This is a genomic window from Stenotrophomonas sp. STM01, assembly GCF_014852135.1.
In the GTDB taxonomy this organism is placed as follows: domain Bacteria; phylum Pseudomonadota; class Gammaproteobacteria; order Xanthomonadales; family Xanthomonadaceae; genus Stenotrophomonas; species Stenotrophomonas capsici.
In genome coordinates this window covers 1,754,002-1,779,551 of sequence record NZ_JACVBA010000001.1, presented here as the reverse complement: position 1 = coordinate 1,779,551, position 25,550 = coordinate 1,754,002, and the positions used below count along the sequence as shown (strand labels likewise).

Genomic DNA, 25,550 nt, shown 5'->3' with positions numbered 1-25,550 from the left:
ATCCGGACAGTTGCGGCGCAGCCCTTGTGCCACAAGGCTTGGCGAAATTTCACAACATTTCGTGTTGACCCTGTCATACACCCCCACTATCTTGTGGGTCGTCGGTTCCGGCGGGTTTGCTCCCCGCTGGATTCAAAGGGAAGCCGGTGACGCCTTCAGGCCAGTCCGGCACTGCCCCGCAGCGGTAATTGGGAACGACCCCGCCACACAGCACTGAGGCAGCGGCCTTGGGAAGCGGCGGAGTAGGAGAAGGCCCCCGCCTTCATGCCCATGAGTCCGAAGACCTGCCGACAGCCGCGCGAAGCACACCGCGCGGTGCCGGCTGCGGTGTCTTCGAGGGGAAGACGGCTGGTGACGTGGTGCTGCTGACGCCGACCCCCGGGTCGATGCCGTCGCGGCCGCTGCGACGCCGCCCTTCCATGCTCACGACCCGCACCGGCCCCGGTTCCTGCGAGGGCAGGCACCCCGTGCACCACGCCATGAAGGACACACCGTCGTGACCACTTCCGCTACCGAAGTCGCCCCGGCCGAGGCCGGCTTTGAACTGACCCCGCCGCCCACCGCCACCGCCATGAGCGTGACCAAGCGCAATGGCAACACCGAGCCGGTGGACCTGAACAAGATCGTCCGCGCGATCCAGCGCTGCTGCGAAGGGCTGCATTCGGTCGACCCGATGCGCGTGGCCACCCGCACCATCTCCGGCCTGTACAACGGCGCCACCACCCAGGAACTGGACGAGCTGTCCATCCGCACCGCCGCGCTGCTGATCGGCGAGGAGCCGGAGTACGGCCGCCTGGCCGCGCGCCTGCTGGCCAACTTCATCGCCAAGGAAGTGTCCGGCCAGGAAATCCACGCGTTCTCGCAGTCAGTGGGGCGCGGCCACGAAGTGGGCCTGATCAACGACCGCCTGCTGAACTTCGTGCAGATCAACGCGCGCAAGCTCAACGATGCGATCAACCCCGAGTACGACCTGAACTTCGATTACTTCGGCCTGCGCACGCTGTACGACCGCTACCTGCTGCGCCACCCGCATTCGCGCAAGGTCATCGAGACCCCGCAGCAGTTCTTCCTGCGCATCTCCAGCGCGCTGAGCGAGGACGTGCCCGAGGCACTGGCGCTGTACCAGCGCCTGGGCAGCCTGGACTACCTGCCGTCCAGCCCGACCCTGTTCAACGCCGGCACCAGCCACGAGCAGCTGTCCTCGTGCTTCCTGCTGGACTCGCCGCAGGATTCGCTCGAGTCCATCTACGCCAAGTACGGCGACATCGCCCAGCTGTCCAAGTTCAGCGGCGGCATCGGCGTGAGCTACACCCGCGTGCGTGCGCGCGGCTCGCTGATCCGGTCCACCAACGGCCACTCCAACGGCATCGTGCCGTGGCTGAAGACGCTGGATTCCTCGGTCGCGGCGGTCAACCAGGGGGGCAAGCGCAAGGGCGCGGCCTGCGTGTACCTGGAAACCTGGCACGCCGACATCGAGGACTTCCTGGAGCTGCGTGACAACGCCGGCGACGAGTCGCGCCGCACCCACAACCTCAACCTGGCCAACTGGGTGCCGGACCTGTTCATGCAGCGCGTGGAGGCCGACCAGGAGTGGTCGCTGTTCGACCCGCGCGTGGTGCCGGAATTCACCGACCTGTACGGCCCGGCCTTCGAGCAGGCCTACCTGCAGGCCGAGGCGCAGGGCAAGGCCGTGCGCACCATCAACGCCCGCAAGCTGTATGGCCGGATGATGCGCACCCTGGCCGAGACCGGCAATGGCTGGATGACCTTCAAGGACAAGTGCAACCTGGCCAGCAACCAGACCCTGCGCCCGGGCAACGTCATCCACCTGTCCAACCTGTGCACCGAGATCCTGGAGGTCTGCTCCAACGACGAGACCGCGGTGTGCAACCTGGGCTCGATCAACCTGGGCAACCACTTCGACGAGCATGGTGACTTCGATTTCGAGAAGCTGGCCGAGACCGTGCGCCTGGCCGTGCGCCAGCTCGACCGCGTGATCGACCTGAACTTCTACCCGATCGAGACCGCCCGCCGCGGCAACCTGCGCTGGCGCCCGGTCGGCCTGGGCTGCATGGGCCTGCAGGACGTGTTCTTCCGCAAGCGCCTGGCCTTCGATTCGGAGCCGGCCCGCGCGCTGTCCAGGAAGATCGCCGAGACCATCTACTTCCACGCGCTGGAAACCTCGTGCGAGCTGGCCACCGAGCGTGGCAGGCACCCCTCGTTCAACGACACCCGCGCCGCCCACGGCGAGCTGCAGTTCGACGCCTGGAACGTGGTGCCGGAAGACACCGCGCGCTGGGACGACCTGCGCGCGCGCATCAAGCAGCACGGCCTGCGCAACTCGCTGATCATCGCCATCGCCCCGACCGCCACCATCGCTTCCATCGCCGGTTGCTACGAGTGCGTGGAGCCGCAGGTGTCCAACCTGTTCAAGCGCGAGACGCTGTCCGGCGACTTCCTGCAGATCAACCGCTACCTGGTCGGCGAGCTGAAGCAGCTGGGCCTGTGGACCGACGAAATGCGCGATGCGATCAAGCTCGCCGATGGCTCGATCCGCAACCTGCAGCAGATCCCGGAAACGCTGCGCGAGGTGTACCGCACCGCGTGGGAGCTGCCGATGCGCTCGCTGATCGACATGGCCGCCGACCGCGGCGCGTTCATCGACCAGTCCGCCTCGCTCAACCTGTTCATGGAAAGCCCGAACATCGGCGCGATGTCGTCCATGTACATGTACGCGTGGAAGAAGGGCATCAAGACCACCTATTACCTGCGTTCGCGCCCGGCGACCAAGATCGCCAAGACCACGGTCAGCGCCTACACGCCGGTGGAAGCCGTCGCCTGCTCGCTGGAAAACCCGGAAGCCTGCGAAGCCTGCCAGTAAGCACCGCTCAAGCCCCTCTCCCGCTTGCGGGGTGAGAGGGGCCGTTTTGCGAACCACCGGTTCGCGGCCCATCGAACGCCCTTGCACCCGTGCAAGGGCCGGGGCGCGAAGCGGGGGTTGGGGTGAGGGCACTGCTGAGCAAGCAGCCCTGAACCTCGAAGAGCCAACCCTCATCCGGCGCCACGCGCCAGCTTCTCCCTGCGGAGAAGCGCAAACGAGATTTCCCATGTCCAAGAAACCCAACCAGATGCTGCTCGACCCCGGCTTCGAGCTGACCCTGCGCCCGATGCGTTACCCGGACTTCTACGAGATGTACCGCAACGCCATCAAGAACAGCTGGACGGTGGAGGAGATCAACTTCCAGATCGACATCACCGACCTGCACCACAAGATGACGCCGGCCGACCGCCACCTGATCCACCGCCTGGTCGCCTTCTTCGCCACCGGTGACTCGATCGTCTCCAACAACCTGGTGCTGAACCTGTACCAGCACCTCAATGCGCCGGAAGCGCGCATGTACCTGTCGCGCCAGCTGTACGAGGAAGCACTGCACGTGCAGTTCTACCTGACCCTGCTGGACAACTACCTGCCGGACCCGGAGGAGCGGTTCAAGGCGTTCGCCGCGGTGGAGAACATCGATTCGATCAAGAAGAAGGCCGACTTCTGCTTCAAGTGGATCGACTCCATCCAGGGCCTGAAGCGGATCGAGACGCGCGAGGAGCGCCGCCAGTTCCTGCTCAACCAGATCTGCTTCGCCGCGTGCATCGAGGGCCTGTTCTTCTTCGCCGCGTTCGCCTACGTGTACTACTTCCGTTCGCGTGGCCTGCTGCCGGGCCTGGCCTCGGGCACCAACTGGGTGTTCCGCGACGAGAGCTGCCACATGGAGTTCGCCTTCGAGTGCGTGCGCACCATCCGCGCCGAGGAGCCGGACCTGTTCGACGCCAGGATGGAACAGCAGGTCTACGAAATGCTGGAGGAAGCCATCGAGTGCGAAGTGCAGTTCGCCGAGGACGTGCTGTCCGGCGGCGTGGCCGGTATCTCCACCCGCGACATGCGCCAGTACCTGCAGCACTGCGCCGACCAGCACTTCGCCAAGCTGGGCATGGCCAAGAAGTACAACGTGCGCAACCCGCTGCCGTTCATGGAGCTGCAGGACGTGCAGGAGCTGACCAACTTCTTCGAGCGCCGCGTCTCGGCCTACCAGGTCGGCGTGCAGGGCGAGGTGTCCTTCGACGAAGCGTTCTGATCGTCGCATGCTGGTAGTACCTGACACCCCGGTGCGAACGCCCGGGGTGTTCCTGTTTTCGGATTGCAGTCGGGGACGAAGCCAGGATCGCCGCGTAGGAGCGGCCTTGGCCGCGAAGCCGATGTGATCGGCGTACACCAGCCGCACAGCCCGTGCGGCGTATCATCCCGGCATTCCCCCATTGCCGACGTCCCATGACTCCGATCCCGCAGACCGATCCGCCCGTTGAAGTACGCATGGCCGAGATCGTTTTCCCGAACCACACCAACCACATGGGCACGCTGTTCGGTGGCCAGGCGCTGGCATGGATGGACAAGGCGGCCTTCCTCGCCGCCGCCCGCTATTCGCGCCGCACCGTGGTCACCGCGCGCTCGGACCAGGTCGACTTCAAGCTGCCGATCCGCATCGGCCAGATGGTGGAAACCATCGGCCGCGTGGTGCGCGTGGGCCGCAGCTCGATGCACGTGGAAGTGGAGCTGGTGACCGAGGACCTGCTCACCGGTGCCCGCGAGCTGTGCACCAAGGGTACCTTCGTGATGATCGCGCTCGACGCCGAGGGTCATCCGACCAGCGTGCCGTCCCTGCCGCCGCTGTGACCCGGTTGCGATGACCACCTCGTCCCCACCGCCGCTGGGTGGCCTGTCCCCCGCACTGGTGGCCGAACTGCCGGAGTTCATCGCCCGGCACCGGCGCCTGCTGGTGGTGACCGGCGCCGGCTGCAGCACCGACTCGGGCATCCCTGATTACCGCGATGCCGACGGCCAGTGGAAACGCACCCCGCCGGTGACGTTCCAGGCCTTCATGGGCGAGGCGGCGACGCGGCAGCGTTACTGGGCCCGCAGCCTGCTCGGTTGGCCACGCTTCGGCCTGGCGCGGCCCAACACCACCCACCACGCGCTGGCGGCACTGGAAGCCGATGGCCGGGTGGAACTGCTGCTCACCCAGAACGTGGACTGCCTGCACCAGCGTGCCGGCAGCCAGACCGTGATCGACCTGCACGGGCGGCTGGACCAGGTGCGCTGTATGGCCTGCGAAGCGCGTTCGTCGCGTGAACAGCTGCAGGTGCGCCTGCTCGCCGCCAACCCCGGCTGGGACCGGCTCGACGCCGGCATGGCGCCGGACGGCGATGCCGACCTGGAAACCGACTTCGGTGCCTTCCAGGTGCCGGACTGCGAGCACTGCGGCGGCCTGCTCAAGCCGGACGTGGTGTTCTTCGGCGAGAACGTGCCGCGCGAACGCGTGGCGGCGGTGCAGGCGCACCTGCAGCAGTCCGATGCAGTGCTGGTGGTGGGGTCATCGTTGATGGTCTATTCCGGGTTCCGTTTCGTCGATGCCGCCGCCAAGGCCGGCCTGCCGATCGCGGCGGTGAACCTGGGCCGCACCCGCGCCGATCACCTGCTGTCGCTGAAGGTGCAGATGCCCTGCGCGCAGGCGCTGGGGTTCCTGCTCGACGGGACCAAGACGCAGTGATCCACCACGCCGGTTGAATCGGGTCCGGCGGGGGCGTGCAATGTGCGCTCCCCACTTTTTGCGGATCTTCCCGTGAGCCACCTGTTCTCGCCCCTGTCGCTGGGCCCGCTGTCGCTTTCCAACCGCATCGTCATCGCGCCGATGTGCCAGTACTCGGCCGAGGATGGCCAGGCCAGTGATTGGCACACCATCCACCTGGGCCAGCTGGCACAGTCCGGTGCCGGCCTGCTGATCCTCGAAGCCACCGCCGTGCTGCCGGAAGGGCGCATCAGCTGGGCCGACCTGGGCCTGTGGGACGAGGCCACCGAAGCGGCGCTGGGCAAGGTGCTGGCCTCGGTACGGCGCTGGTCGAAGATGCCGATCGGCGTGCAGTTGGCCCACGCCGGGCGCAAGGCGTCCACCGCCCGGCCGTGGGACGGGGGCCGGGCGATCGCGCCGGACCAGGAGCATGGCTGGCAGGTGCTGGCCCCCTCGGCGTTGCCGTTCCTGGAGGGTGAGCCGACCCCGCAGGCACTGGATGCAGCCGGCATCGATGGCGTGGTCGAGGCGTTCGCCGCGGCGGCCCGCCGTTCGGTGCGCCTGGGCCTGGACCTGATCGAACTGCATGCCGCGCACGGTTACGTGCTGCACCAGTTCCTGTCGCCGTTGAGCAACCACCGCACCGATGAATACGGCGGTTCGCTGGAGAACCGCATGCGCCTGCTGCTGCGGGTGTTCGATGCCGTGCGTGCGGCGGTGCCGGCCACGGTCGCCGTGGGCGTGCGCATCTCGGCAACCGACTGGGTCGATGGCGGCTGGGACGTCGAGCAGAGCATCGCGCTGGCCAAGGCACTGGAAGCACGTGGCAACCATTTCCTGCATGTTTCCAGCGGTGGACTGGACCCGCGCCAGCAGATCCCGGTGGGCCCGGGCTACCAGGTGCCGGCCGCCGAGGCGATCAAGGCGCAGATCGGCACGCCGGTGATCGCGGTGGGCCTGATCACCGAGCCGGCCCAGGCCGAGGCGATCCTGGTCGACGGCCGTGCCGACGCCATCGGCCTCGCCCGCGGGATCCTCTACGACCCGCGCTGGCCGTGGCACGCCGCCGCCGCCCTGGGCACGCATATCAGCGCCTCGCCGCAGTACCTGCGCTGCGAGCCGCATGAAGCCCGCGGCCTGTTCGACGTCGGCCGCTGCGATTGACCCCGGCCGGGCGCAGCCATGCCGCGCCCGGCTTTGCCAACGCATCCGCGCCGGGCGTGGCCCGGCACTACGGGTGGTCGATGTCCACCCGCCACGCGGGGGGCAGGGCATCGACCACATGCTGCAACAGCGCCCTGATCTTCGGCGTGAGGTCGCGCCGGTCGCTGACGCACAGGAACAACCGCATCGGCGCCGGAGCAGCACGGGCCTCGTCGCCGCCCGGGGCGGTGAACAGCGGCTGCAGCTCACCGCGCGCCAGGTAGGGCGCGGCGACGAAGGCGGCCAGGCGGGTGATGCCGCCCCCGTTGGCAGCCATCGCGGCGAGCGCGTCGATGTCGTCGCTGACCAGCGCCGGCTGCACGTCGGCGTCGAAATGCAGGCCGTCGCGGGTGAAGCCCCAGTGCAGGTAGCGCCCGTCCAGCGGATGGCGGAACAACAGGCAACGGTGCTCGCGCAGGTCTTCCGGCGAGCGCGGTGTTCCCGCATCGGCAAGATAGGCCGGCGACGCGCAGAACACGAACGGCACCTGCGCGACGGGCCGCGCCACCAGGCCTTCCTCCAATTGGGTTTCGATGCGGAAGCTTACGTCCACGTCCTCGTGTGCATGGTCGACGCTGCGGTCGGTCAGCAGCAGCTCGATCGCAAGGCGTGGATAGCGCTGCTGCAGCGCTGGCAACAGGGGCGCGAGGACATGCCGGCCGAAGGCGGCGCTGCTGGCGATGCGCAGCCGGCCGGCCGGCGTGGCATCCGGGTCGGTGACGGCTGCCTGTGCACGCTGCAGGTCGCGTTCGATATGGCGCACCTGCGCCAGGTACAGCGCGCCACGTTCGGTGAGGGCCAGCTGGCGGGTGGTGCGGTTGAGCAGGCGCACGCCCAGGTGGGCTTCCAGGCGGGCGATGTTCTGGCCCACCGCGGCCGGGCTGATGCCCAGGGTGCGTGCGGCGGCGGCCAGGCTGCCGGCATCGGCGGTGCGGATGAAACTGCGGAGGGACTGGAGGATGTTCATGCCGGCGCGCATTTTCCGGGGGGATTGCCAAGTATTTCTTTATAAAGCGCCAAGCCCGAGCCATCTAGCTGGCCGTGGCGGGGCCGGCCAGACTGACGGGTTCGCGTTCGTCGACGGTTCCGCTGCCGGTGGCGGCGACCGTGTCAGCTGCAACCGGTTTTGCCGGGCTGCTGCCGGAGCGGTTACCTTGCGCGGTCCCCCGCCGTGTTGCTGGCCATGCGCCCTGATTTCATCCTGACCCTGTCCTGCCCGGATCGCACCGGCATCGTCTACCGCGTGTCCGGCCTGCTGTTCGAGGCGGGTTGCAACATCCTGGATGCGCAGCAGTTCGGTGACGAGGAAAGTGGCCGGTTCTTCCTGCGCGTGCACTTTGACATGAGCAATGCCGGCGATGTGCCGTCCGTGCGTGCACGCCTGCAGGCGCTGGGGGAGGCGTTCGCGATGCAGTGGGAACTGCATGATGCCCGTCGTCGTGCGCGCTTGCTGGTGCTGGTCAGCAAGCAGGGCCATTGCCTCAACGACCTGCTGTTCCGCACCCACAGCCGCCAGCTGAAGGTGGACATCGCCGCGGTGGCCTCCAACCACGCCGACTTCGCCGGCCTGGCCGGTTCCTACGGGGTGCCGTTCCATCACCTGCCGGTCAGCGCGGACAACCGCGCGCAGCAGGAGCAGCAGATCATCGATCTGGTCGAACGTGAGCGCATCGATCTGGTGGTGCTGGCGCGCTACATGCAGATCCTGTCGCCGCGCCTGTGCCAGGCGCTGGCCGGGCGGGCGATCAACATCCACCACAGCTTCCTGCCCAGCTTCAAGGGCGCCCAGCCGTACCACCAGGCGCATGCGCGCGGGGTCAAGATCATCGGCGCCACCGCGCACTACGTGACCTCCGACCTGGACGAAGGCCCGATCATCGAGCAGGACGTGGCGCGCGTGGACCATGCGATGACGCCGCGTGACCTGGTACAGCTGGGCAGCGATACCGAATCGCTGGTGCTGGCACGCGCGGTGCGGCGTCACGTGGAGCACCGCATCCTGCTCAACGGGCACCGCACGGTGGTGTTCCGCTGATCTGCTCTCTCCCCTTCGCGTAGCGAAGCGGATGACGGGGGAGAGGGAGCTTTGTCGTGCACCCTCCCTTTCGCGCAGCGAAGGGGAGGGCTGGGGGAGGGGGGCTACACGTTGCCGGGAAGGCGGCCCGGCTTCGCGACCAAGGCTGTTCCTGCAGAGGCCTATCCCACTACTTCAATCCCGCCTTCGACCAGCGCGATCCGCGTGGCCGCGTCGTTGGCCGAGGACACCGGCCGGGTCAGTTCCCACAGGAAACGTACGCGGAAGCCGCTGATCGCCGCGTCCTGCGCGCTCCACAGCACGCAGTAGTCACGCGCCAGGCCACAGACATGGACCTCGGTGATGCCGCGCTCGTGCAGCCAGCCGGCCAGCCCGGTCGCCGGGCGGTCACCGCGTGGGCCATGGTTCTCGCGGAAGGCGCTGTACGAATCCACCTGCTGGTCGGTGCCCTTGCGCAGGATCAGGTCGGCCACGTCCCAGCCCACGCGCGGGTCCAGCGCCGCCCTCGGACTGCCCTGCACGCAATGGTCCGGCCACAGCGTCTGCGCGTGGCCATGCAGGTCGATCACCTCGAACGGGGCACGCCCGGCATGCTGGCTGGCGAAGGAAACGTGGTCGGCCGGGTGCCAGTCCTGGGTGGCGACCACCGTGCGGTAGCGGCGCGACGCCAGCAGCGCGGCGATCCCGGGAACGATGGCATCGCCCTGCTGGCAGGGCAGGGCACCGCCGGGCATGAAATCGGGCTGCAGGTCCACCACCAGCAACGCTACATCGGCTGCGTACATCGACTGTTTCCTGACGCGGGAGTGACGACAGTCTAAGCGGTGGGGCATGGCAGGGCATGACCAGGGAATTCCTGCCCGGCGCGGTGGTGGGATGCGGTGGCGCGGCGAGGTGGACTTTCCGGGGCGAAAGCACCCCTCCCCAACCCTCCCCTTCGCTGCGCGAAAGGGAGGGGGAAAAGCGGGGCCTTGTGGTGATCTGCCAGTGCACGCGGAGTTACTCCCCTTCGCTGCGCGAAAAGGGAGGGGAAAAGCGGGGCCTTGCGGTGATCTGCCAGTGCACGCGGAACACTCCCTCCCTTTGCCGAAGGCAAGGGGAGGGCGGGGGAGGGGTTGGACGTTGCCGTTGCTTCGGCGTGGGCAGCAACGCGCGCCATCGCTGCGAAAGGCCCCCTCCCCAACCCTCCCCTTCGCTGCGCGAAAGGGAGGGGGCAGACGCAGCATCTGCGGTGATCTACCGGAGCACGGCGCACTGCAGCCCTACGCGGCCACTTCCCCACGCAGCGTGCGTGCGGCACCCACCATCGCTTCCAGCGCGGCCCGGGTCTCCGGCCAGCCGCGGGTCTTCAGGCCGCAGTCCGGGTTCACCCACAACTTGCCCGGGGCCAGCACGTCGCTGGCCTTGCGCAGCAGTTCCACCATCTCGGCGCTATCGGGCACGCGCGGGGAATGGATGTCGTACACGCCCGGGCCGATCTGGTTGGGGTAGTCGAAACGCGCGAACGCATCCAGCAGTTCCATGCGCGAGCGCGAGGTCTCGATCGAGATCACGTCCGCGTCCAGGGCGGCCACCGCTTCGATGATGTCGTTGAACTGCGCGTAGCACATGTGGGTGTGGATCTGGGTGGCATCGGCCACGCCGCTGGCGCTGATGCGGAAGGCACGCACCGCCCAGTCCAGGTAGTCCTGCCATTGCGCGCGCCGCAGCGGCAGGCCTTCGCGCAGGGCCGGCTCGTCGATCTGGATGGCACGGATGCCGGCCGCCTCCAGGTCGTTCACTTCATCGCGCAGCGCCAGCGCGATCTGCGTGCAGGTATCGGCGCGCGACTGGTCATCACGCACGAACGACCACTGCAGCACCGTCACCGGCCCGGTCAACATGCCCTTCATCGGCTTGTCGGTGAGCGACTGCGCGTACCGCGACCAGCGCACCGTCATCGGCGCCGGCCGGCTGACGTCGCCGAAGATCACCGGCGGTTTCACGCAGCGCGAGCCGTAGCTCTGCACCCAGCCATTGCCGGTGAAGGCGAAGCCATCGAGCTGTTCGCCGAAGTACTCGACCATGTCATTGCGCTCGAACTCGCCGTGCACCAGCACGTCCAGGCCGATCTGTTCCTGCACGCGCACGCAATGCGCGGTCTGCTCGGCCAGGAAGGCATCGTAATCGGCATCGGAGAGCTTGCCGGACTTGTTCCGCGCGCGGGCCAGGCGCACGTCCTGGGTCTGCGGGAACGAGCCGATGGTGGTGGTCGGGAACGCGGGCAGGCGCAGTGCCTGTGCCTGCTGCAGCTGGCGCTGTACGTGCGGTGTGGCGCGGGCGGCATCGGTGGCGGTCAGCGCGGCTAGGCGTGCCTTCACCGCCGGGTTGTGCACACGTGGCGAGTGGCGGCGCGATTCGATGGCCGCACGTGCCTGGTCCAGCGCCACCTCCGCCGAGGCCTTGCCGTCCAGGGCATCGGCCAGCACGCGCAGTTCCTGCAGCTTCTGCCGCGAGAACGCCAGCCAACTGCGCAGCTCGGCATCGAGCTTCTTCTCCTGGCCAAGGTCCACCGGGCAATGCAGCAGCGAGCACGAGGGTGCCAGCCACAGCGTGTCCGGTCCCCGATGGCCCAGGGCGTAACGCGCCAGGATCAGCGCATTGTCCAGCGCGGCGCGCCAGATGTTGCGGCCGTTGACCAGCCCCAGCGACAGGATGCGCGTGGCCGGCAGGGCACGCAGCACGGCGTCGAGCTGCTCCGGCGCACGCACCAGGTCCACGTGCAGGCCATCGACCGGCAGCGACGTGGCCAGCGCGAGGTTGTCATCCAGCGCACCGAAGTAGGTGGCCAGCAGCAGCTGTGGGCGCGGCACATCGGCCAGATAACGGTAGGCGCGCTCGAAGGCCGCGCGGGCAGTGTCGTCCAGGTCCTGCACCAGTACCGGCTCGTCCAGCTGCACCCATGCCGCACCGGCGTCCTTCAGTTCGGCCAGCAGCTGCGCGTACACCGGCAGCAGGCGATCAAGCAGGGCCAGCGTATCGCTGCCGTCGGTGGCCTTGGACAGCCGCAGGAAGCTCACCGGGCCCAGCAGCACCGGCCGGGTCTCGATGCCCAGTGCCCGGGCTTCGCGGTACTCGCTCAACGGCTTGTCGGCATGCAGCGTGAAGGCCTGGTCCCGGGTGAGTTCGGGCACCAGGTAGTGGTAGTTGGTGTCGAACCACTTGGTCATCTCCAGCGCGTGCAGGTCCACGCCGTCGCGCTGCAGGCCGCGTGCCATGGCGAAGTAGCCGTCCAGCGGCGCGCGCTGCGCCAGTGCCCGGTAACGCTGCGGGATGGCATCGAACAGCACCGCGGTGTCGAGCACCTGGTCGTACAGGCTGAAGTCGTTGCTCGGCGGTACGTCGACGCCGGCATCGCGTTGCAGCCGCCAGTGGCGGGCACGTAGTTCGGCGGCGGTCGCCTGCAGTTGCGCGGCATCGGTCTCGCCGCGCCAATAGCTTTCCAGCGCGTGCTTGAGTTCGCGGCGCGCGCCGATCCGGGGGAACCCCAGGTTGGTAACGATAGTCATGTCAGTGTCCTCATTGCATTGGGCATTGAGGAACGAAGGAACCGCGCATCGTGCGCGGCCTTGCAGCCACGTCCGCCACGCCAGCGACCTTCGCCCCCGCGGGCGAACCGGATTCATGGCGGGGACACGGCGGACCGGCCCGCGGCGAGGCAGGGCATCGGTACCGGCCGCCTCCCCGCGGAGGCTCCAGGTCGAATCGAGGGACGGCAGGTCCCCCGGCCAAGGCCGGTATTCGGGCTGATGGACACGGGCACCGGGGTGCCCACCTACTGGCCGTCGCTTCCCGGGGATGAACCCAGTGCTGGATGACGGCGGTTGTTTCCATTCACCGCTGCGGGGCAGCTCCGGAATGGCGGCACGAGGCCGCTTCACCGGATTCCCGTTTAAATTCATCCCTTCATGCGGATAAAGGGATGAATACCTGAGGCGCGCACAAAATAGGCCGGACCGCGCGCGCGGTCAAGCGATGGTTTCCATGCAAGGCGGCGGCTGCCGGAAGCGCGTCACGCTCGGGTGTCCGCCCCGGCCCCGGCCGCAGGCGCTGCCGTGCCGGGCGGCGTTCAGTGTGCGGTGGAGTGCGAGAACACGTTGATCACCACCACGCCGGCGCAGATCAGCCCGATGCCGATCAGCGCCGGCAGGTCCAGTTTCTGCTTGAACACGAACAGGCCAATCAGCGAGATCAGCACGATCCCCACCCCGGACCAGATGGCATAGGCGATGCCGGTGGGCACGGTCTTCATCACCATCGACAGCAACCAGAAGCACACCCCATAGCCGAACAGCGCACCCAGCGTGGGCCAGAGCCGGGTCATGCCATCGGAGGCCTTGAGCAGCGAGGTGGCAGCCACCTCCAGCGCGATGGCGCAGGCGAGCAGGGCATAGGCGTTCATGGCGATGGCCGGCTGGGGGAGGAAGCGGATTCTATCTGGTCGCGGAAGGCCCGCTTCGGTGCCGGCGGCGCAGAGCGATGCCCACGTTCGAGCACCGCGTGGAAAGGTCCATGGGAAAGGCCCACCGCCGTGGCGCAAACGGGACCGGCAGAAAGCAGAATGCCCAGGGGATTGCCCTGGGCATCTGCTGGCGCAAGTGCGGGATATCAGTCGCCGAGGACGCCGCTGACACCCACGTACATGCCGGACCCATCGCCGTTCTTGGAGAAGCCGCCTTCCAGGCTCCAACGGCCGCTGTCAGCGGTGTAGCGGCTGCTGATGCCAACCGCGCCCTGCGACTTGTAGCCCGCCGCACCCACCGCGTAGGTCACCTTGCCGGGCACGTAGGGGGCCTGGCGTGCCGCCATGGCGCTGGCGATGCCCGCATGCATGCTGCGCTCCAGGTCATTGATGCGATACGCCAGGCTGACGTTGCTGATCTGGTTGTTGCGGTTCATCGTCCAGTCGTACAGCTGGGCACCATTGACGGCATCGGTGCTGTCGGCACTGACGCGGCCCCGGGCGACATTGGACATGGTCACCGGCGAGCCCTGCTGGCCGAGCGAGACGCGCGAGTAGTCGGTGCTGCCGTCCGCGTTCTGGTCATAGCGCACCGTCTGCTTGAGCTGGGCGACGTTCACCGCGTCGGTGTCCTGGGTGCCGGCAGCGACGTTGGTCACCTGGCGTTCCTGACCCGCAGCGCCGACGGAGACCGCGTTGTCGCGGTCAGCGATCGAACCGTTACCCAGCGCCACGCTGTTGGTCCCGGAGGCGATCGCAGCGTCGCCGATGGCCAGCGCGCCTTCGCCCGAGGCCAGGGCAATCTGCGAGTTGCCTTCGCCGACGTTGCTTGAGATCAGGCCGCTGTCACCGAAGTTGGCGTCGGAGAGGGTGGACTCCAGCTGGGTGAAGCGCCCTTCCAGCTGGTCGACGGTGTTGCCGATGCCATCGAGGCGATCGTTGATGCCGGCCATGTTGCTGCTCACATCGCCCAGACCGTTCTTCAGGTCGCTGATGTCGCTGGCGTTCTGCGAGGTGCGCTGGTCGATGTCGGTCAACGCGTCGCCGACGTTGTTGACGGTCCTGCCGCCGACCGTATAGCTCGGTGCAGAGATGCTGCCATCGATGCCCACCGTGGCACCACCGCCCAGGTGGGCCGCCATGGACTGGCTGGCGGCATGCAGCTGGGCGCCGTTGACCGCCTGCTGGCTGGTGGCGTGGACGGCGCCGGCGGCGATGCCGTCCAGCGTCCGCGCGCCCTGGGTGCCGGCGAAGTTGACGGTTGCGCCGCCCTTGTCGGCCGCAACGGTGATGTCACCAGTGGCGGCATCCTGCTTCACCAGGCCAACGGCGCCGTCCTTGATCTGCTGGTCGAGGTCGTTGATCTTCGTGCTGCTGTCGGCAACACGGTCATCGATGTGGGCAATGGCCTCGCCCAGGTTGGTGGCCGTGTGGGTTGTACCGTCGGCGTTGGTCACGCTGTAGCTGGGGCCGGTGATGGAACCATCGGCATTCACCGTGGCGCCGCCACCCAGGCCGGCCGCGATGGCCTGCAGCTGGGCGACGTTGACGGCATCCAGCGACTGGCCGCCGGCCTTGATACCGGTCAGGATGCGCGCGCCGTCGGTGCCGGCGAAGTTCACCAGCGTGCCGGCCTTGTCGGCGGCCACACCGATGGCCAGGGAGTCGGCATCCTGCTTGACCAGGCCCACGGCACCGCTGTTGAGGTTGGTGGTCAGGCTGTTGATGTCGCCCTGGATCGCGGTGATGTTGCCTTCGTTGACGGTGGTGCGGTTGTCCAGGCTGGTGAGGTCACCCTGCAGGCTGGTGATGTTGGTGTTGATCGAGGCGATGTCGCCCTCGGTGGTGGTCACGCGATCACCCAGCGCAGCGACGTCGCCGTTGAGGGTGGTGATGCTGCCTTCGGCCGTGGTCAGGCGACCGTCCAGACCGGTGATGTTGGTCTCGGCAGTATCCATGCGGCTGCCCAGGGCGGTGACGTTGGCATTGGTGGCGAACAGCTGTGCGCCGTTGACCGCATCGGTGCTGTCAGCAGCCACTGCGCCGGCCTGCACGCCGGTCAGGGTGCGGGCGCCGTCGGTACCGGCGAAATTCACCAGCGTGCCGGCCTTGTCGGCCGCCACGCCGATGGCCAGGGAATCGGCGTCCTGCTTGACCAGGCCCACGGCACCGCTGTTGAGGTTGGTGGTCAGGCTGTTGATGTCGCCCTGGATCGCGGTGATGTTGCCTTCGTTGACGGTGGTGCGGTTGTCCAGGCTGGTGAGGTCACCCTGCAGGCTGGTGATGTTGGTGTTGATCGAGGCGATGTCACCTTCGGTGGTGGTCACGCGATCACCCAGTGCAGCGACGTCGCCGTTGAGCGTGGTGATGCTGCCTTCGGCCGTGGTCAGGCGACCGTCCAGACCGGTGATGTTGGTCTCGGCAGTGTCCATGCGGCCGCCCAGGGCGGTGACGTTGGCATTGGTGGCGAACAGCTGTGCGCCGTTGACCGCATCGGTGCTGTCAGCAGCCACTGCACCGGCCTGCACGCCGGTCAGGGTGCGCGCGCCGTCGATACCGGCGAAGTTCACCAGCGTGCCGGCCCTGTCGGCGGCCACGGTGATGGCCAGGGAATCGGCGTCCTGCTTGACCAGGCCAACCGTGCCATTGGTGAGATTGGTGGCGAGCGCATCGATGGCGGTCGCGTTGGACACCGTGCGGCCATCGATATGGGTGATCGCGTCGCTGAGGCTGCCCACCGGCTGGCCGCCCACCGTCAGGGTGGGAGCGCTGAACGTACCGGTATCGGCGTTATAGGCCGCGCCTCCGCCGATTGCGGTGGCAATGCCGGCAGCGGTTGCGTTGGACTTGTTGGCCTCCGCCTGCAGCTGGCTGACGTTGACGGCATCAGTGCCTTCCGCACCGGCGGCGACATTGGTGAGGCGGCGCTTCTGGGCAGCCGAGCCGACCGAGACTTCCCCGGCTGCAACCGCGCCTGCCAGGCTGGCGCCCGACTGGGACGTATACGCGGCCGCGCCAAGATTGGCGGTGGTGGTGCTGCCGGCACCCAGTGCCACGCTGCCCTCATGCGTAGCCTTGGCATTGACGCCGATGGCGATGGCATTCTTGACGGTCACGTTTGCGGCACGGCCCATGGCGATGGCGTCGTCGCCGGTGGCATTGGCTGACGTGCCTACGGCGATGGAGTCGGTGCCCGCCGCGTGCGTCTGATCGGTGTTGTTCTGCTTGGTGTCGGGATCCGCGCTCGCGGTGAGTGCTGAACCGAGCGCGATGGCGCGGGCACCACTGGCAGTCGACGATGTGCCGATGGCCGTGGCATCAGTGCCGGTAGCCGTGGCATTGGTACCGAACGCAGCGGCGCGTGCAGCGTTGGCCACGGAGAACGAACCGAAGGAGATCGCTTGCGAACCACTGGCATATGAGCCGGAGCCATGGGCGATGCTGTTGCGGTCCAAGGCATTGGCGTAGGCGCCGGTGGCGAGCGCACCGATGGCGCTGGCTACGGAGTGGCCACCCAGTGCGGTCGCACCGGATCCTGATGCCAGGGATGTGTCACCGAGCGCGATCCCGCCGACCGTAGCGAAGCTTGAAGTGATATTGAGCCCGAGGCCATCTACACGGCGGTTCCCGTTACCGCCGATATTCCACATGGTTCCAGTGGACTGTGCGTTGAAGCCGATCGCAGTGTTGTTGGTCGAGGTGCCCGATGCGACAGCGCCGGTGCCCAGCTTGGTGTTGTCGGCCAGTGCTACGGCTGGAACCAGCAGCATCGCGATACATGCCGCGAGCGCACTCGTCGCCGATCGCCGGTCACGGACAATTGAACGGCTGCGCTTGCCCTTGCCGGAGGCCAGTTCACTGGCCACCATGAAAGCGCCCAGGGTCGAATTCCACACAAGCTTGTAGATGAGGTTCATGAGTTGGTCTGCCTGATGTGATGCAGGTGGAGTGCCCATGCCTGCGTCTGCAAATGCGTGCCGTCGTTGGCGCTTGCCAGTACGGGCCGTAGGTGTCGCGCGCAGGATGTTTCCGATGTCTTGCGGCTTGATGCGCAAGATAGAGAGCAGAACAAATGCCCTGAATAGGCCAAGTCCTAAAGCAGCCACGCTGACGTCGGACTCGGGAGGGATGTGCTTTCCCCGGTACGAAACTGCTTTCGTTGCCTCGTGCACAGGGCATCGGTTGCAGGGAATGCGTGTTAACGGATATCCGTGACGTGTGTGGCCTACCACCCCAGGTGCGGCGGTCTTGCGGGCCGTTGCGTGTTGGCGTAGGGACGGCCCGTCCGCAGGATCAGGTGACGGTCGCGATGACTCGTGTCGGTTCGATTGCAGCGGACGCGTCCAGGCACGACGGCGTTCTTACGGTAGCTGCGTAGAGTGGCCGCCGGCTGCAGCCATGGCGGTCTGCGCAGGGGCAGGAGAGCGACGTGGTCAGGGCAACGGGCAAGCGACAGGGGCGCCGCCAGGCGAAGGGGGGGATGCAGCCGCGCCGGGGAGGCGTGCGCTTCATGCTGCTGGCGGCCCTGTTGTGCCCGGGGATGGCAACGAACGTGCTGGCACAGCATCGTGCTTACAACGTACCGGCCAGCGTGCCCGCGGCCGAGGTGCCGCAGCGGGAAGCCGAACGCCGGCAACTGTTCCAGCAGGTGCTGGACAACCCGGCCGACCTGGAGGCCGGGTTTGCCTATGCGGTGCTGTCCACGCGTCTGGGCGATTACGAAGCCGCCATCGCCACCTACGAGCGCATGCTGATCGAGCGGCCGGGTACGCCGCGGCTGCAGCTGGAACTGGCCGCGCTGTACTTCCGCCTGGGGGCCTATCCACGCGCGCGCCAGCTGTTCGAGAAGGTGCAGGCGTTGCCGGAAACGCCGGATGCGGTACAGCGCCGGATCCGCGGCTACATGGCGGTGATCGACGGCGAGCAGAAGCGCGAAGGTGGCTTCTCCGGTCGGGTCAGCCTTGGCGCACGGGTGGAAAGCAATGCCAACGGTGCGCCGGACCGGCATGCGATCAGCCTCAATGGCCTGGACTTCGAGCTCAGCCCGGACTCGCGCGCGGCCGGTGATGCCAGCGGCCAGTTCGGCCTGCAACTGCGCTACCGGCTGCCACTGTCGGCGCAGGGCGACGTGCTCGACACACGCCTTGCCACGGCCTCCAACCGCTATCGCGACCTGCATGGGTTGGACAGCGACGTGGCTGAGCTGCAGGTCGGGCCGGAGATTTCGCTCAACCGCTGGGGCATGCGCGACGGCCGCGTGGCCATTGCCGCATTGCTCGGCCAGACCTGGCTGGATGATGCGCGCTACATGCATGCCGCCGGCCTGGCGCTGGGCTTCCGCAGGCCGGTCGGGCGTGAGGCTGCCATCGCCGCGAACCTGGACTGGCGCGACGAGCGTTATACCCCGGCCCCGGCGATGGCCAGTGCGCGCGGTTACTCGGGCGATCGCTACCGCGCCGGCTTCACCTACAGCCGGCAGCTGGATGACGACTGGCAACTGCTGCTGAGTCCCGGCGTGGAGTGGCGCGAAGCGGCCGTGGACGCCAACAGCCATTGGGAGCCGCGCTTCAACACCGCGGTGAACTACCGCTTCCCGGCGCTGCTGGGCAGCCGTAGCCAGCCATGGTTGCTGGCGGTGAGCGCGCAGTTGGCGCGACGCCGGAACGATGCGCCACTGCGTGCGGTTGACCGGCAGGCCAGCCAGCGCGGCAACGACCTGGTGCTGCAGGCCATGCAGACGATCCCGCTGCGCCGTGGCACCGACCTGCAGGTGTATGCCGGCTATCGCCGGGTGAGCTCGAACTACGACCTGCGCGATTACCGCAATCGCTTCGCGGGCGTTTCGCTGGTTCAGGCGTTCTGAGGACATGGGCATGCGTACTTCCCTTCCCCTGGTAGTGGCGATTGGCCTGGCGCTTGGTGCGTCGGCGATGGCGCAGGCCGAGAAAGTGGGCGTGGCCGCGGCAGTCGCGCCCGATGCGCGCAGCCGCTCCGGCAACGCGCCGCTGCAGGTGGTGCGGCTGGGGGACAACGTGGTGCGCGACCAGCGTTTCCAGACCGATGCGAAGGGCGTGGTGCAGGTGCTGTTGGTGGACGGTTCCAGCTTCACCATCGGGCCGCGCTCGTCGCTGGTGATCGACCACTTCGTGTACGACCCCGACAAGGGCACGGCCCGCCTGGCCGGCAGCATGTCGCGCGGGGTCATGCGCTTCATCGGCGGTGCCGCTTCCAAGAGCGCCGATGGCGTTACGGTGAAGACGCCGGTTGGCGTGGCGGGCATCCGTGGCGGCATCCTCGGGCTGTGCGTGGATGACGCGCCGGCCGGCTGTGCCGGTAGCGCCCGCGGCGATTTCGAGTTCGGTATCGGTGCCACGTTCGCACCCAACCAGGGCACGCCGGTCGCGTTGCATCAGCCGGGGACCTCGTTCGCATCCAACGGCATGGGTGCCACGCTGCTTCCGGTGATGGGCATGCCCGTGGACCCCGCGGCTGCACTGCCGGCGGCACCGGCGGGCAGCCAGCCCACCGGCGGGCTGGACGCACAACCCAATCACATGGCCGGCTTCAGCGGCGGCCCGATGGCACCGGAGCTGGGTGTGCCGGGGGTCGATCCGCTGCTGGCACTGCTTGTACTGCCCACCGATGCGCCGGCCGCCGGCGTGGGCCAGTCCCTGATCGAGACAGGCATCGAACAGCGGCCGCCGGTGGATCCCGTGGACCCCGTGGACCCCGTGGATCCCGTGGATCCCGTGGATCCTGTGGATCCCGTAGATCCGGTAGATCCGGTAGATCCGGTAGATCCCGTGGATCCCGTGGATCCCGTAGATCCCGTAGATCCCGTAGATCCCGTGGATCCCGTGGATCCCGTGGATCCCGTGGATCCCGTGGATCCCGTGGATCCCGTGGATCCTGTGGATCCCGTAGATCCCGCCCCAACCCGAACCTTCTCCGGCATCCTGCAGGGCTTTGCCGGGGGCCTCGGTGGCGGCTCGCCGTTGCAGCCGGGCAGCGCCGAATTCCAGTTCGACCCGGATGGCGGCACGGTGACAGCGCGCATCGCCCCGCGGACCTGGGAAGGGGCGGCGTTCACCGGCAGCGGGGACTACCTGCACGACCTGAGCTATGGGGTGACCACCGGCGAGGGTGACGCACAGGTGGTCGGTGACAGCAACGCCCTGTGTGATTGCGACTACCTGAGCTGGGGGCAGTGGTCGGCGGACGTGGCGGCCAATGGCACCACCTACTCGGCCCAGGACGGCTACTGGATCATCGGCCAGCTCACGCCGCTGGCCGAACTGCCGACCGACGTCATCGCCAGCTATGCGGGCACCGCGATCGGCAGCGTGTCGGACAACGGCGTGGTCACCACCGGCGTGACCGGCGACTTCACCGCCACGGTGGATTTCGGCAGCGGCACCGGCAGCCTGCAGATCGCCAACTTCGATGGGCGCAGCTTCGGCGACAACGCACTCAACCTGGACCAGCTCATGTCCGGCATGCCGGACGGAGCGTTCAGCGGCTCGCTCGGCATGGATGCCAACAGCGGCTTCTATGGCGAGTATTCGGCTGGTTTCGCCAGTGACGGCACCGATCCGGCGGCGGCGATGCTGGGCACGTTCTGGGGCAGCGATGGCAGCTGGTCGGCCAGCGGCGTCTTCGCCGGTGACAAGACCGGCGATGCGCCGCCCAACGGCCTTTGAGGTCGCCCGTCCTGGCCACGCGCCCGCACTCTGGTGAACGCCCACGCCGATTCCGGCTGCTGCTGGCCGGCGTGGCCATGCTGCTGCTCGCGTTGACGTTGGACATCACCTTCCGCGACGGCTTCTCGCGCCTGGCCGACCTGGTCTTCGACGCGTTCCAGCGCGCCGCTCCCCGGGCGGCCACCGCCGACCCGGGCGTGGTGGTGGTCGACATCGACGAAGCCTCGCTGCAGCACATCGGCCAATGGCCGTGGCCGCGTGACCGCATCGGCCAGGCGGTGGATGTGCTCGGTGGCATGGGCGCGGCCGCCATCGCCTTCGACATGGTATTCACCGAGCCGGACCGCACCTCGCTCGGCCCGCAGCTGCAACGGCTGCGGGCGCAGGGCATCGACGTGCAGGTTCCGGCCGGTGCGGTACTGGACAACGACGCGTTGTTCGCCGCGTCCATCGCACGCAATCCGGTGGTGATGGGCGTGGCGTTGTCCGACGAAGGCGGGCGCACGCTGCTGCCGCCGGTCGCAGGCCTGTCGTTTGCCGGCAGTGACCCGCGTGATTACCTGGACGCCACACGCGGTGGCTTGTCGAACCTGCCGGCACTGACCGACGCGGCCAGCGGTATCGGCAGCTTCTCGTTCCCGCCGGCGCGCGACAACATCATCCGCACCTTGCCGCTGGCCGCGGTCGCGGCCGGCCAGGTGTACCCGGGCCTCGGCGTGGAGGCCCTGCGCGTCGCCCAGGGCGCATCGGGGCTGACGCTGCGCTCCAGCGACGCGAGCGGGGAGGTGGGGGCTGGCCCGGTGGCGATGACGTCGGTACGGGTCGGGGTGCTGGAGCTTCCGGTCATGGCCGATGGCCGCTTCCGCGTGCATTTCTCCGGCATGCCGCACATGACCGTGATCCCGGCCTGGCAGCTGTTGCAGGACGATGGCGCCGCACTGGCCGACAAGGTCGAGGGCCGCATCGTGTTGATCGGCACCTCGGCGATCGGCCTGCGCGACATCGTCGCCACGCCGCGCGTCGCGGCCGAACCGGGTGTCAACGTGCATGCCGAGCTGATCGACCAGGCGTTGAACCAGCAGTTCCTGCAACGCCCGGACTGGGCACGCGGTGCCGAGGTGCTGGCGGCGGTGGTCGCTACGCTGCTGTTGCTCGCAGTGCTGCGCCTGGGACGGCCGGTGTTGTCCTCGCTGGCACTGCTGGGGCTGGTGGGCGGCGTGTTCGGCGGCGCGTGGTGGGCCTACCGCAGCCACGCGATGCTGCTCGATCCGCTGCCTGGCCTGCTATGCCTGCTGGTGGTGTTCCTGACCATGATGCCGGCGTTGTTGTTCCTGGGTAACCGCGAGAAACGCTTCGTGCGCACCGCGTTCGCACGCTACCTGTCGCCGGCCCTGGTCGAGCGCCTGTCTCAGGATGCACAGGCGTTGCAGCTCGGCGGCCAGACCCGGCAGATCACGGTGCTGTTCTCCGACATCCGCGGCTTCACCACGTTGTCGGAGCAGCTCAGCCCCGACGCGCTCACCGCGCTGCTCAACCACTACCTCACGCCGATGACCGATGTACTGCTGGCGCACGAGGCCACCATCGACAAGTACATCGGCGACGCCATCATGGCGTTCTGGAACGCCCCGGTGGATATCGCCGACCATCCGCGCAAGGCCTGCCTGGCCGCCCTGGGCATGGCCGACGCGGTGGCCGCGCTCAACCGGACCCGCGACAGCGCGCTCCGCATCGGCGTCGGCCTGCATTGTGGCGATGCCTGCGTCGGCAACCTGGGCTCGCAGCAGCGCTTCTCGTATTCGGCCATCGGCGACACGGTCAACCTGGCCTCGCGCGTGGAAGGCCTGACCAAGTTCTACGGCGTCACCGTGCTGGTGACCGAGGCGGTGCGCGCGCAGGCCGCGGACCTGGCCTTCGTCGAGGTCGACCGCGTGCGCGTGGTGGGGCGTGGCGAGCCGGTGGTGCTGCATGCGCTGTTGGGTGATGCTCGCCACGCGGTCGACGCTGCCTTCCTGGCGCTGGCCCGGCACCACGCGGCCATGTTGGCCAGCTACCGGCAGGGGGATTTCCAGCAGGCGCGGGTGCTGTTGCAGGCACCGGGCGACACGCCGGCGGCACGGCCGTTGCAGGCCCTGCACGCGCTGTACGCGCAACGCCTCGAGCACCTGCTGGACCAACCACCCGAGGGGTGGGATGGCATCTTCACGGCCACCTCCAAGTAGTGCCAGACTCCACCTTCAGCCCGAGGCAGGTTGCCAATGGATTCCCACGCACTGCTGCAGACCTTGACCCTGTTGATCGTCGGCCACGCATTGGCCGACTACCCGCTGCAGGGCGAATTCCTGGCCAAGGCCAAGAACCGTTTCGCGCCGGTCCCCGGTGTGCCGTGGTACCAGGCACTGGGTGCGCATGCGGTGATCCACGGCGGTGCGGTCGGCGTGATCACCGGCAGCATCGTGCTGGGCGTGCTGGAAGCGCTGAGCCACATGCTGATCGATGACCTGAAGTGCGGTCACCGCATCAGCTACAACGTCGACCAGTTGCTGCACGTGGTGTGCAAGTTCATCTGGTTGGGGCTGCTGGCCTGGGTGCCCGCGCTGCCCTGAGCGCGCCCTTACTCCTCCAGCGCCGGTACCGTTTCGCCGCGCTGCCAGGCGCGCAGGCCAACCAGCCCATCGATGCGGTCCAGCAGTCGGCGCGTGTATTCGTAGCCGGCCTGCTCCTGCGCACGGCCCAGCTTGAAGTTCAGCAGGCCCATGCCCGGTACCGTCGGCGGCTTGAGCAGCAGGTCGTTGCCACGCCCGGCACCGCGCAGCATGCGCCCGGAGGTGATCTGCATCGAGCGCGCGGCCACCACGCCGATGCGGGGGAAGTCATCGCCCTTGCGTCTGCCGGTCAGCAGCTGCCAGGCCAGCGACAGCCGTGAGGGCACCTGCGCGTAGGCGCTGCTGACGCGCCACTCGTCGTCGGAGGACAGCATCGAGATCAGGTTGGGGCCGCTCTTGATCGCGCGCATCACCGACACCGGCACGTTGTTCATCACCCCGCCGTCGACCAGGACGTGGCCCTGCGCGCTGATCCACGGCGGCAGCGCGACGGGGATGGCGGTGGAGATGCGCAGTGCATCGCGGGTCAGGCCGTGGCGCACCACCTCCAACTCGTTGGTGGACAGGTTGGCACCCACCGCGAAGCAGTTGATCGGCAGGTCTTCCAGCCGTGAGTCGCCCAGCTGGTCGTGCATGCAGGCATCCAGGTGGCGGTGGTCGAGCAGGCTGTACCAGGGCAGGGTGAAGCGGCCCAGCGCCTTGCGCTGCAGGAAGAACTGGTCGTAGTCGGCCATCATCCGCGCGGCATCGTCACCGGCGGCATAGGCGCGCGCGACCACCGAGCCGATCGAAGTGCCGCCGATGATGTCCAGTTCCACGCCGGCTTCGCTCAGCGCCCGCAACGTACCGATGTGACCGGCTCCCAGCGCGCCACCACCGCCAAGGACCGCGCCCAGCGCATGGCCGCTGAGCAGGCGCGCGACGCGGCCGAGGTGCGCGTCGCTGTCCAGGGCGACATGGTGGTGCAGGTGCAGCGGGCGCTGCTGCAGCCAATGTGCGGTGCCGGCGATGGGCTCGCTGGCATGTTCGCGCCACAGCAGCAGGCCGACCTGGCGCGGGCGGAACAGCGGCAACGCATAGGCTTCCAGCGTGCCCAACGGCACGGTGCCCTGGCGGGCCTCGTCCAGCCGGCCGCACAGCAGCAGCTGGTCGCAGTGGCGCAATGCCACGCGGTCCCAGCCGGCATGGCCGTCACCGGCGACCAGCAGCAGCTTGCCGCCGTCCGACTCCTGCAGCCCCAGCCAGCGCGACAGCTGCTGCTCGTCGGCGGCCTCCAACCCGGCGGGCAGGTCATGCGCGCGCAGCACGGTCACCCGTGGCACGCTGTCGCGCAGCGCCTGCAGCAACTGTGCGACCAGGGCTTCGGGTACCGGTGCGCCGCCGGCCGGGCACAGGCCGATCGCATCGGCGGTGCGGGGGGCCAGGGTTGCGGCGGCCGAGGTGGTCGCCGCCAGCCGCCGTCCCAGCGTGCGCAGGATGGACTGGGTGAAGTCCGGCTGCGCCGCGGACAACCGGTCGAAGCTCTCGCGGCTGAGTTCCAGCACCTCCGAGTCGCGGCTGGCCACCACGTCGGCGGTGCGGGTCAACCCGCCGAAGAAGGCGATCTCGCCGACCGGCTCGCCCGTGCCGATCTCGGCCACCAGGTGGCGGCCGTCCAGCAGCACCTCGAAGCGACCCCGCACCACGTAGTACACGTGGTCGGCCGTATCGCCCTGCCGCACCAGGTGGTCGCCCTTGCGCAGCGCCAGCCGACGCATCTGCGCCAGGATGCTGTCGCGCTGGGCCTCGGACAGGCCAGCCAGCAGCTCGGAGCGGGGAACGGAGGAAGCATCGACGGACACGGCGGGGCTCTTGCGACAAGGGCGGGATCAGACAGCGGAGGTTGTCCGC

The 25,550-nt window shown here is 68.2% G+C and carries 16 protein-coding genes and 2 riboswitches; of the genes, 10 read left to right on the top strand and 6 right to left on the bottom strand.

Going from position 1 to position 25,550, the window contains the following annotated elements:
- The first annotated feature begins 85 nt into the window (after nt 1-85).
- Nucleotides 86-307: riboswitch (cobalamin riboswitch) on the top strand.
- Nucleotides 308-571: 264 nt separating this feature from the next.
- The 5 genes from IB227_RS08275 to IB227_RS08255 all read left to right on the top strand — a co-directional run bounded on the left by IB227_RS08275 (nt 572) and on the right by IB227_RS08255 (nt 6,779).
- Entirely contained in the window at nt 572-2,881 is a 2,310-nt protein-coding gene (locus tag IB227_RS08275; RefSeq protein WP_225591762.1) for a ribonucleoside-diphosphate reductase subunit alpha, read from the top strand.
- A gap of 226 nt (nt 2,882-3,107) precedes the next feature.
- On the top strand, nt 3,108-4,127 hold the full coding sequence (locus IB227_RS08270) for a ribonucleotide-diphosphate reductase subunit beta (RefSeq protein WP_132863611.1): 1,020 nt from the start codon (nt 3,108-3,110) through the stop codon (nt 4,125-4,127).
- A gap of 194 nt (nt 4,128-4,321) precedes the next feature.
- Nucleotides 4,322-4,723, top strand: coding sequence for an acyl-CoA thioesterase (locus tag IB227_RS08265; protein WP_132863610.1), 402 nt, complete (start codon nt 4,322-4,324; stop codon nt 4,721-4,723).
- 55 nt (nt 4,724-4,778) lie between these two features.
- A complete protein-coding gene (locus IB227_RS08260) occupies nt 4,779-5,597 on the top strand; it encodes an NAD-dependent protein deacetylase (protein WP_225591761.1) in 819 nt (272 codons plus the stop codon).
- A 72-nt stretch (nt 5,598-5,669) separates the two neighbouring features.
- Nucleotides 5,670-6,779 (top strand): NADH:flavin oxidoreductase/NADH oxidase, encoded by a 1,110-nt coding sequence (locus IB227_RS08255; RefSeq protein WP_192286941.1) that lies wholly within the window; start codon nt 5,670-5,672, stop codon nt 6,777-6,779.
- A gap of 67 nt (nt 6,780-6,846) precedes the next feature.
- Here the strand turns inward: IB227_RS08255 and IB227_RS08250 are convergent, their stop codons facing one another.
- Nucleotides 6,847-7,785, bottom strand: coding sequence for a LysR family transcriptional regulator (locus tag IB227_RS08250; RefSeq protein WP_192286940.1), 939 nt, complete (start codon nt 7,783-7,785; stop codon nt 6,847-6,849).
- A 216-nt stretch (nt 7,786-8,001) separates the two neighbouring features.
- Here IB227_RS08250 and purU point away from each other — a divergent pair, with 216 nt between their 5' ends.
- Entirely contained in the window at nt 8,002-8,853 is an 852-nt protein-coding gene (purU, locus tag IB227_RS08245; protein ID WP_192286939.1) for a formyltetrahydrofolate deformylase, read from the top strand.
- A gap of 161 nt (nt 8,854-9,014) precedes the next feature.
- Here the strand turns inward: purU and IB227_RS08240 are convergent, their stop codons facing one another.
- The 4 genes from IB227_RS08240 to IB227_RS08225 all read right to left on the bottom strand — a co-directional run bounded on the left by IB227_RS08240 (nt 9,015) and on the right by IB227_RS08225 (nt 17,271).
- The gene (locus IB227_RS08240; RefSeq protein WP_192286938.1) at nt 9,015-9,638 is read right to left on the bottom strand and encodes a nicotinamidase; all 624 of its coding nucleotides are present in this window, start codon (nt 9,636-9,638) and stop codon (nt 9,015-9,017) included.
- 477 nt (nt 9,639-10,115) lie between these two features.
- Nucleotides 10,116-12,401: a 5-methyltetrahydropteroyltriglutamate--homocysteine S-methyltransferase gene (gene metE / locus IB227_RS08235; protein WP_192286937.1), complete on the bottom strand. Its 2,286-nt coding sequence runs from the start codon at nt 12,399-12,401 to the stop codon at nt 10,116-10,118.
- Between the two features lie 205 nt (nt 12,402-12,606).
- Nucleotides 12,607-12,841, bottom strand: a riboswitch (cobalamin riboswitch).
- A 120-nt stretch (nt 12,842-12,961) separates the two neighbouring features.
- The gene (locus IB227_RS08230; RefSeq protein WP_132863597.1) at nt 12,962-13,294 is read right to left on the bottom strand and encodes an SMR family transporter; all 333 of its coding nucleotides are present in this window, start codon (nt 13,292-13,294) and stop codon (nt 12,962-12,964) included.
- 206 nt (nt 13,295-13,500) lie between these two features.
- Nucleotides 13,501-17,271: an ESPR-type extended signal peptide-containing protein gene (locus IB227_RS08225; protein ID WP_192286936.1), complete on the bottom strand. Its 3,771-nt coding sequence runs from the start codon at nt 17,269-17,271 to the stop codon at nt 13,501-13,503.
- Between the two features lie 623 nt (nt 17,272-17,894).
- On the opposite strand from IB227_RS08225, the gene IB227_RS08220 reads away from it, so the two are divergent.
- The 4 genes from IB227_RS08220 to IB227_RS08205 all read left to right on the top strand — a co-directional run bounded on the left by IB227_RS08220 (nt 17,895) and on the right by IB227_RS08205 (nt 23,660).
- Nucleotides 17,895-19,217 (top strand): tetratricopeptide repeat protein, encoded by a 1,323-nt coding sequence (locus IB227_RS08220; protein WP_192286935.1) that lies wholly within the window; start codon nt 17,895-17,897, stop codon nt 19,215-19,217.
- 10 nt (nt 19,218-19,227) lie between these two features.
- A complete protein-coding gene (locus tag IB227_RS08215; RefSeq protein WP_192286934.1) occupies nt 19,228-21,054 on the top strand; it encodes a FecR domain-containing protein in 1,827 nt (608 codons plus the stop codon).
- Nucleotides 21,055-21,131: 77 nt separating this feature from the next.
- Nucleotides 21,132-23,276 carry an adenylate/guanylate cyclase domain-containing protein gene (locus IB227_RS08210; RefSeq protein ID WP_225591759.1) on the top strand — a complete coding sequence of 715 codons (2,145 nt, stop codon included), beginning with the start codon at nt 21,132-21,134 and terminating at the stop codon, nt 23,274-23,276.
- Between the two features lie 36 nt (nt 23,277-23,312).
- Nucleotides 23,313-23,660 (top strand): DUF3307 domain-containing protein, encoded by a 348-nt coding sequence (locus IB227_RS08205; protein WP_192286932.1) that lies wholly within the window; start codon nt 23,313-23,315, stop codon nt 23,658-23,660.
- An 8-nt stretch (nt 23,661-23,668) separates the two neighbouring features.
- Here IB227_RS08205 and IB227_RS08200 read toward each other — a convergent pair whose 3' ends face one another.
- Complete coding sequence (locus tag IB227_RS08200; protein ID WP_192286931.1) at nt 23,669-25,501, bottom strand: cyclic nucleotide-binding and patatin-like phospholipase domain-containing protein; 1,833 nt, start codon at nt 25,499-25,501, stop codon at nt 23,669-23,671.
- Between the last annotated feature and the right edge of the window lie 49 nt (nt 25,502-25,550).

What these genes read in the sequence shown, in the direction of transcription:
- IB227_RS08275 (WP_225591762.1), top strand. Translation starts at nt 572, where the DNA reads ATGAGCGTGACCAAGCGCAATGGCAACACCGAGCCGGTGGACCTGAAC.
- IB227_RS08270 (WP_132863611.1), top strand. Translation starts at nt 3,108, where the DNA reads ATGTCCAAGAAACCCAACCAGATGCTGCTCGACCCCGGCTTCGAGCTG.
- IB227_RS08265 (WP_132863610.1), top strand. Translation starts at nt 4,322, where the DNA reads ATGACTCCGATCCCGCAGACCGATCCGCCCGTTGAAGTACGCATGGCC.
- IB227_RS08250 (WP_192286940.1), bottom strand. Translation starts at nt 7,785, where the DNA reads ATGAACATCCTCCAGTCCCTCCGCAGTTTCATCCGCACCGCCGATGCC.
- purU (WP_192286939.1), top strand. Translation starts at nt 8,002, where the DNA reads ATGCGCCCTGATTTCATCCTGACCCTGTCCTGCCCGGATCGCACCGGC.
- IB227_RS08240 (WP_192286938.1), bottom strand. Translation starts at nt 9,638, where the DNA reads ATGTACGCAGCCGATGTAGCGTTGCTGGTGGTGGACCTGCAGCCCGAT.
- metE (WP_192286937.1), bottom strand. Translation starts at nt 12,401, where the DNA reads ATGACTATCGTTACCAACCTGGGGTTCCCCCGGATCGGCGCGCGCCGC.
- IB227_RS08230 (WP_132863597.1), bottom strand. Translation starts at nt 13,294, where the DNA reads ATGAACGCCTATGCCCTGCTCGCCTGCGCCATCGCGCTGGAGGTGGCT.
- IB227_RS08225 (WP_192286936.1), bottom strand. Translation starts at nt 17,271, where the DNA reads ATGAACCTCATCTACAAGCTTGTGTGGAATTCGACCCTGGGCGCTTTC.
- IB227_RS08220 (WP_192286935.1), top strand. Translation starts at nt 17,895, where the DNA reads ATGGCAACGAACGTGCTGGCACAGCATCGTGCTTACAACGTACCGGCC.
- IB227_RS08215 (WP_192286934.1), top strand. Translation starts at nt 19,228, where the DNA reads ATGCGTACTTCCCTTCCCCTGGTAGTGGCGATTGGCCTGGCGCTTGGT.
- IB227_RS08210 (WP_225591759.1), top strand. Translation starts at nt 21,132, where the DNA reads ATGCTGCTGCTCGCGTTGACGTTGGACATCACCTTCCGCGACGGCTTC.
- IB227_RS08205 (WP_192286932.1), top strand. Translation starts at nt 23,313, where the DNA reads ATGGATTCCCACGCACTGCTGCAGACCTTGACCCTGTTGATCGTCGGC.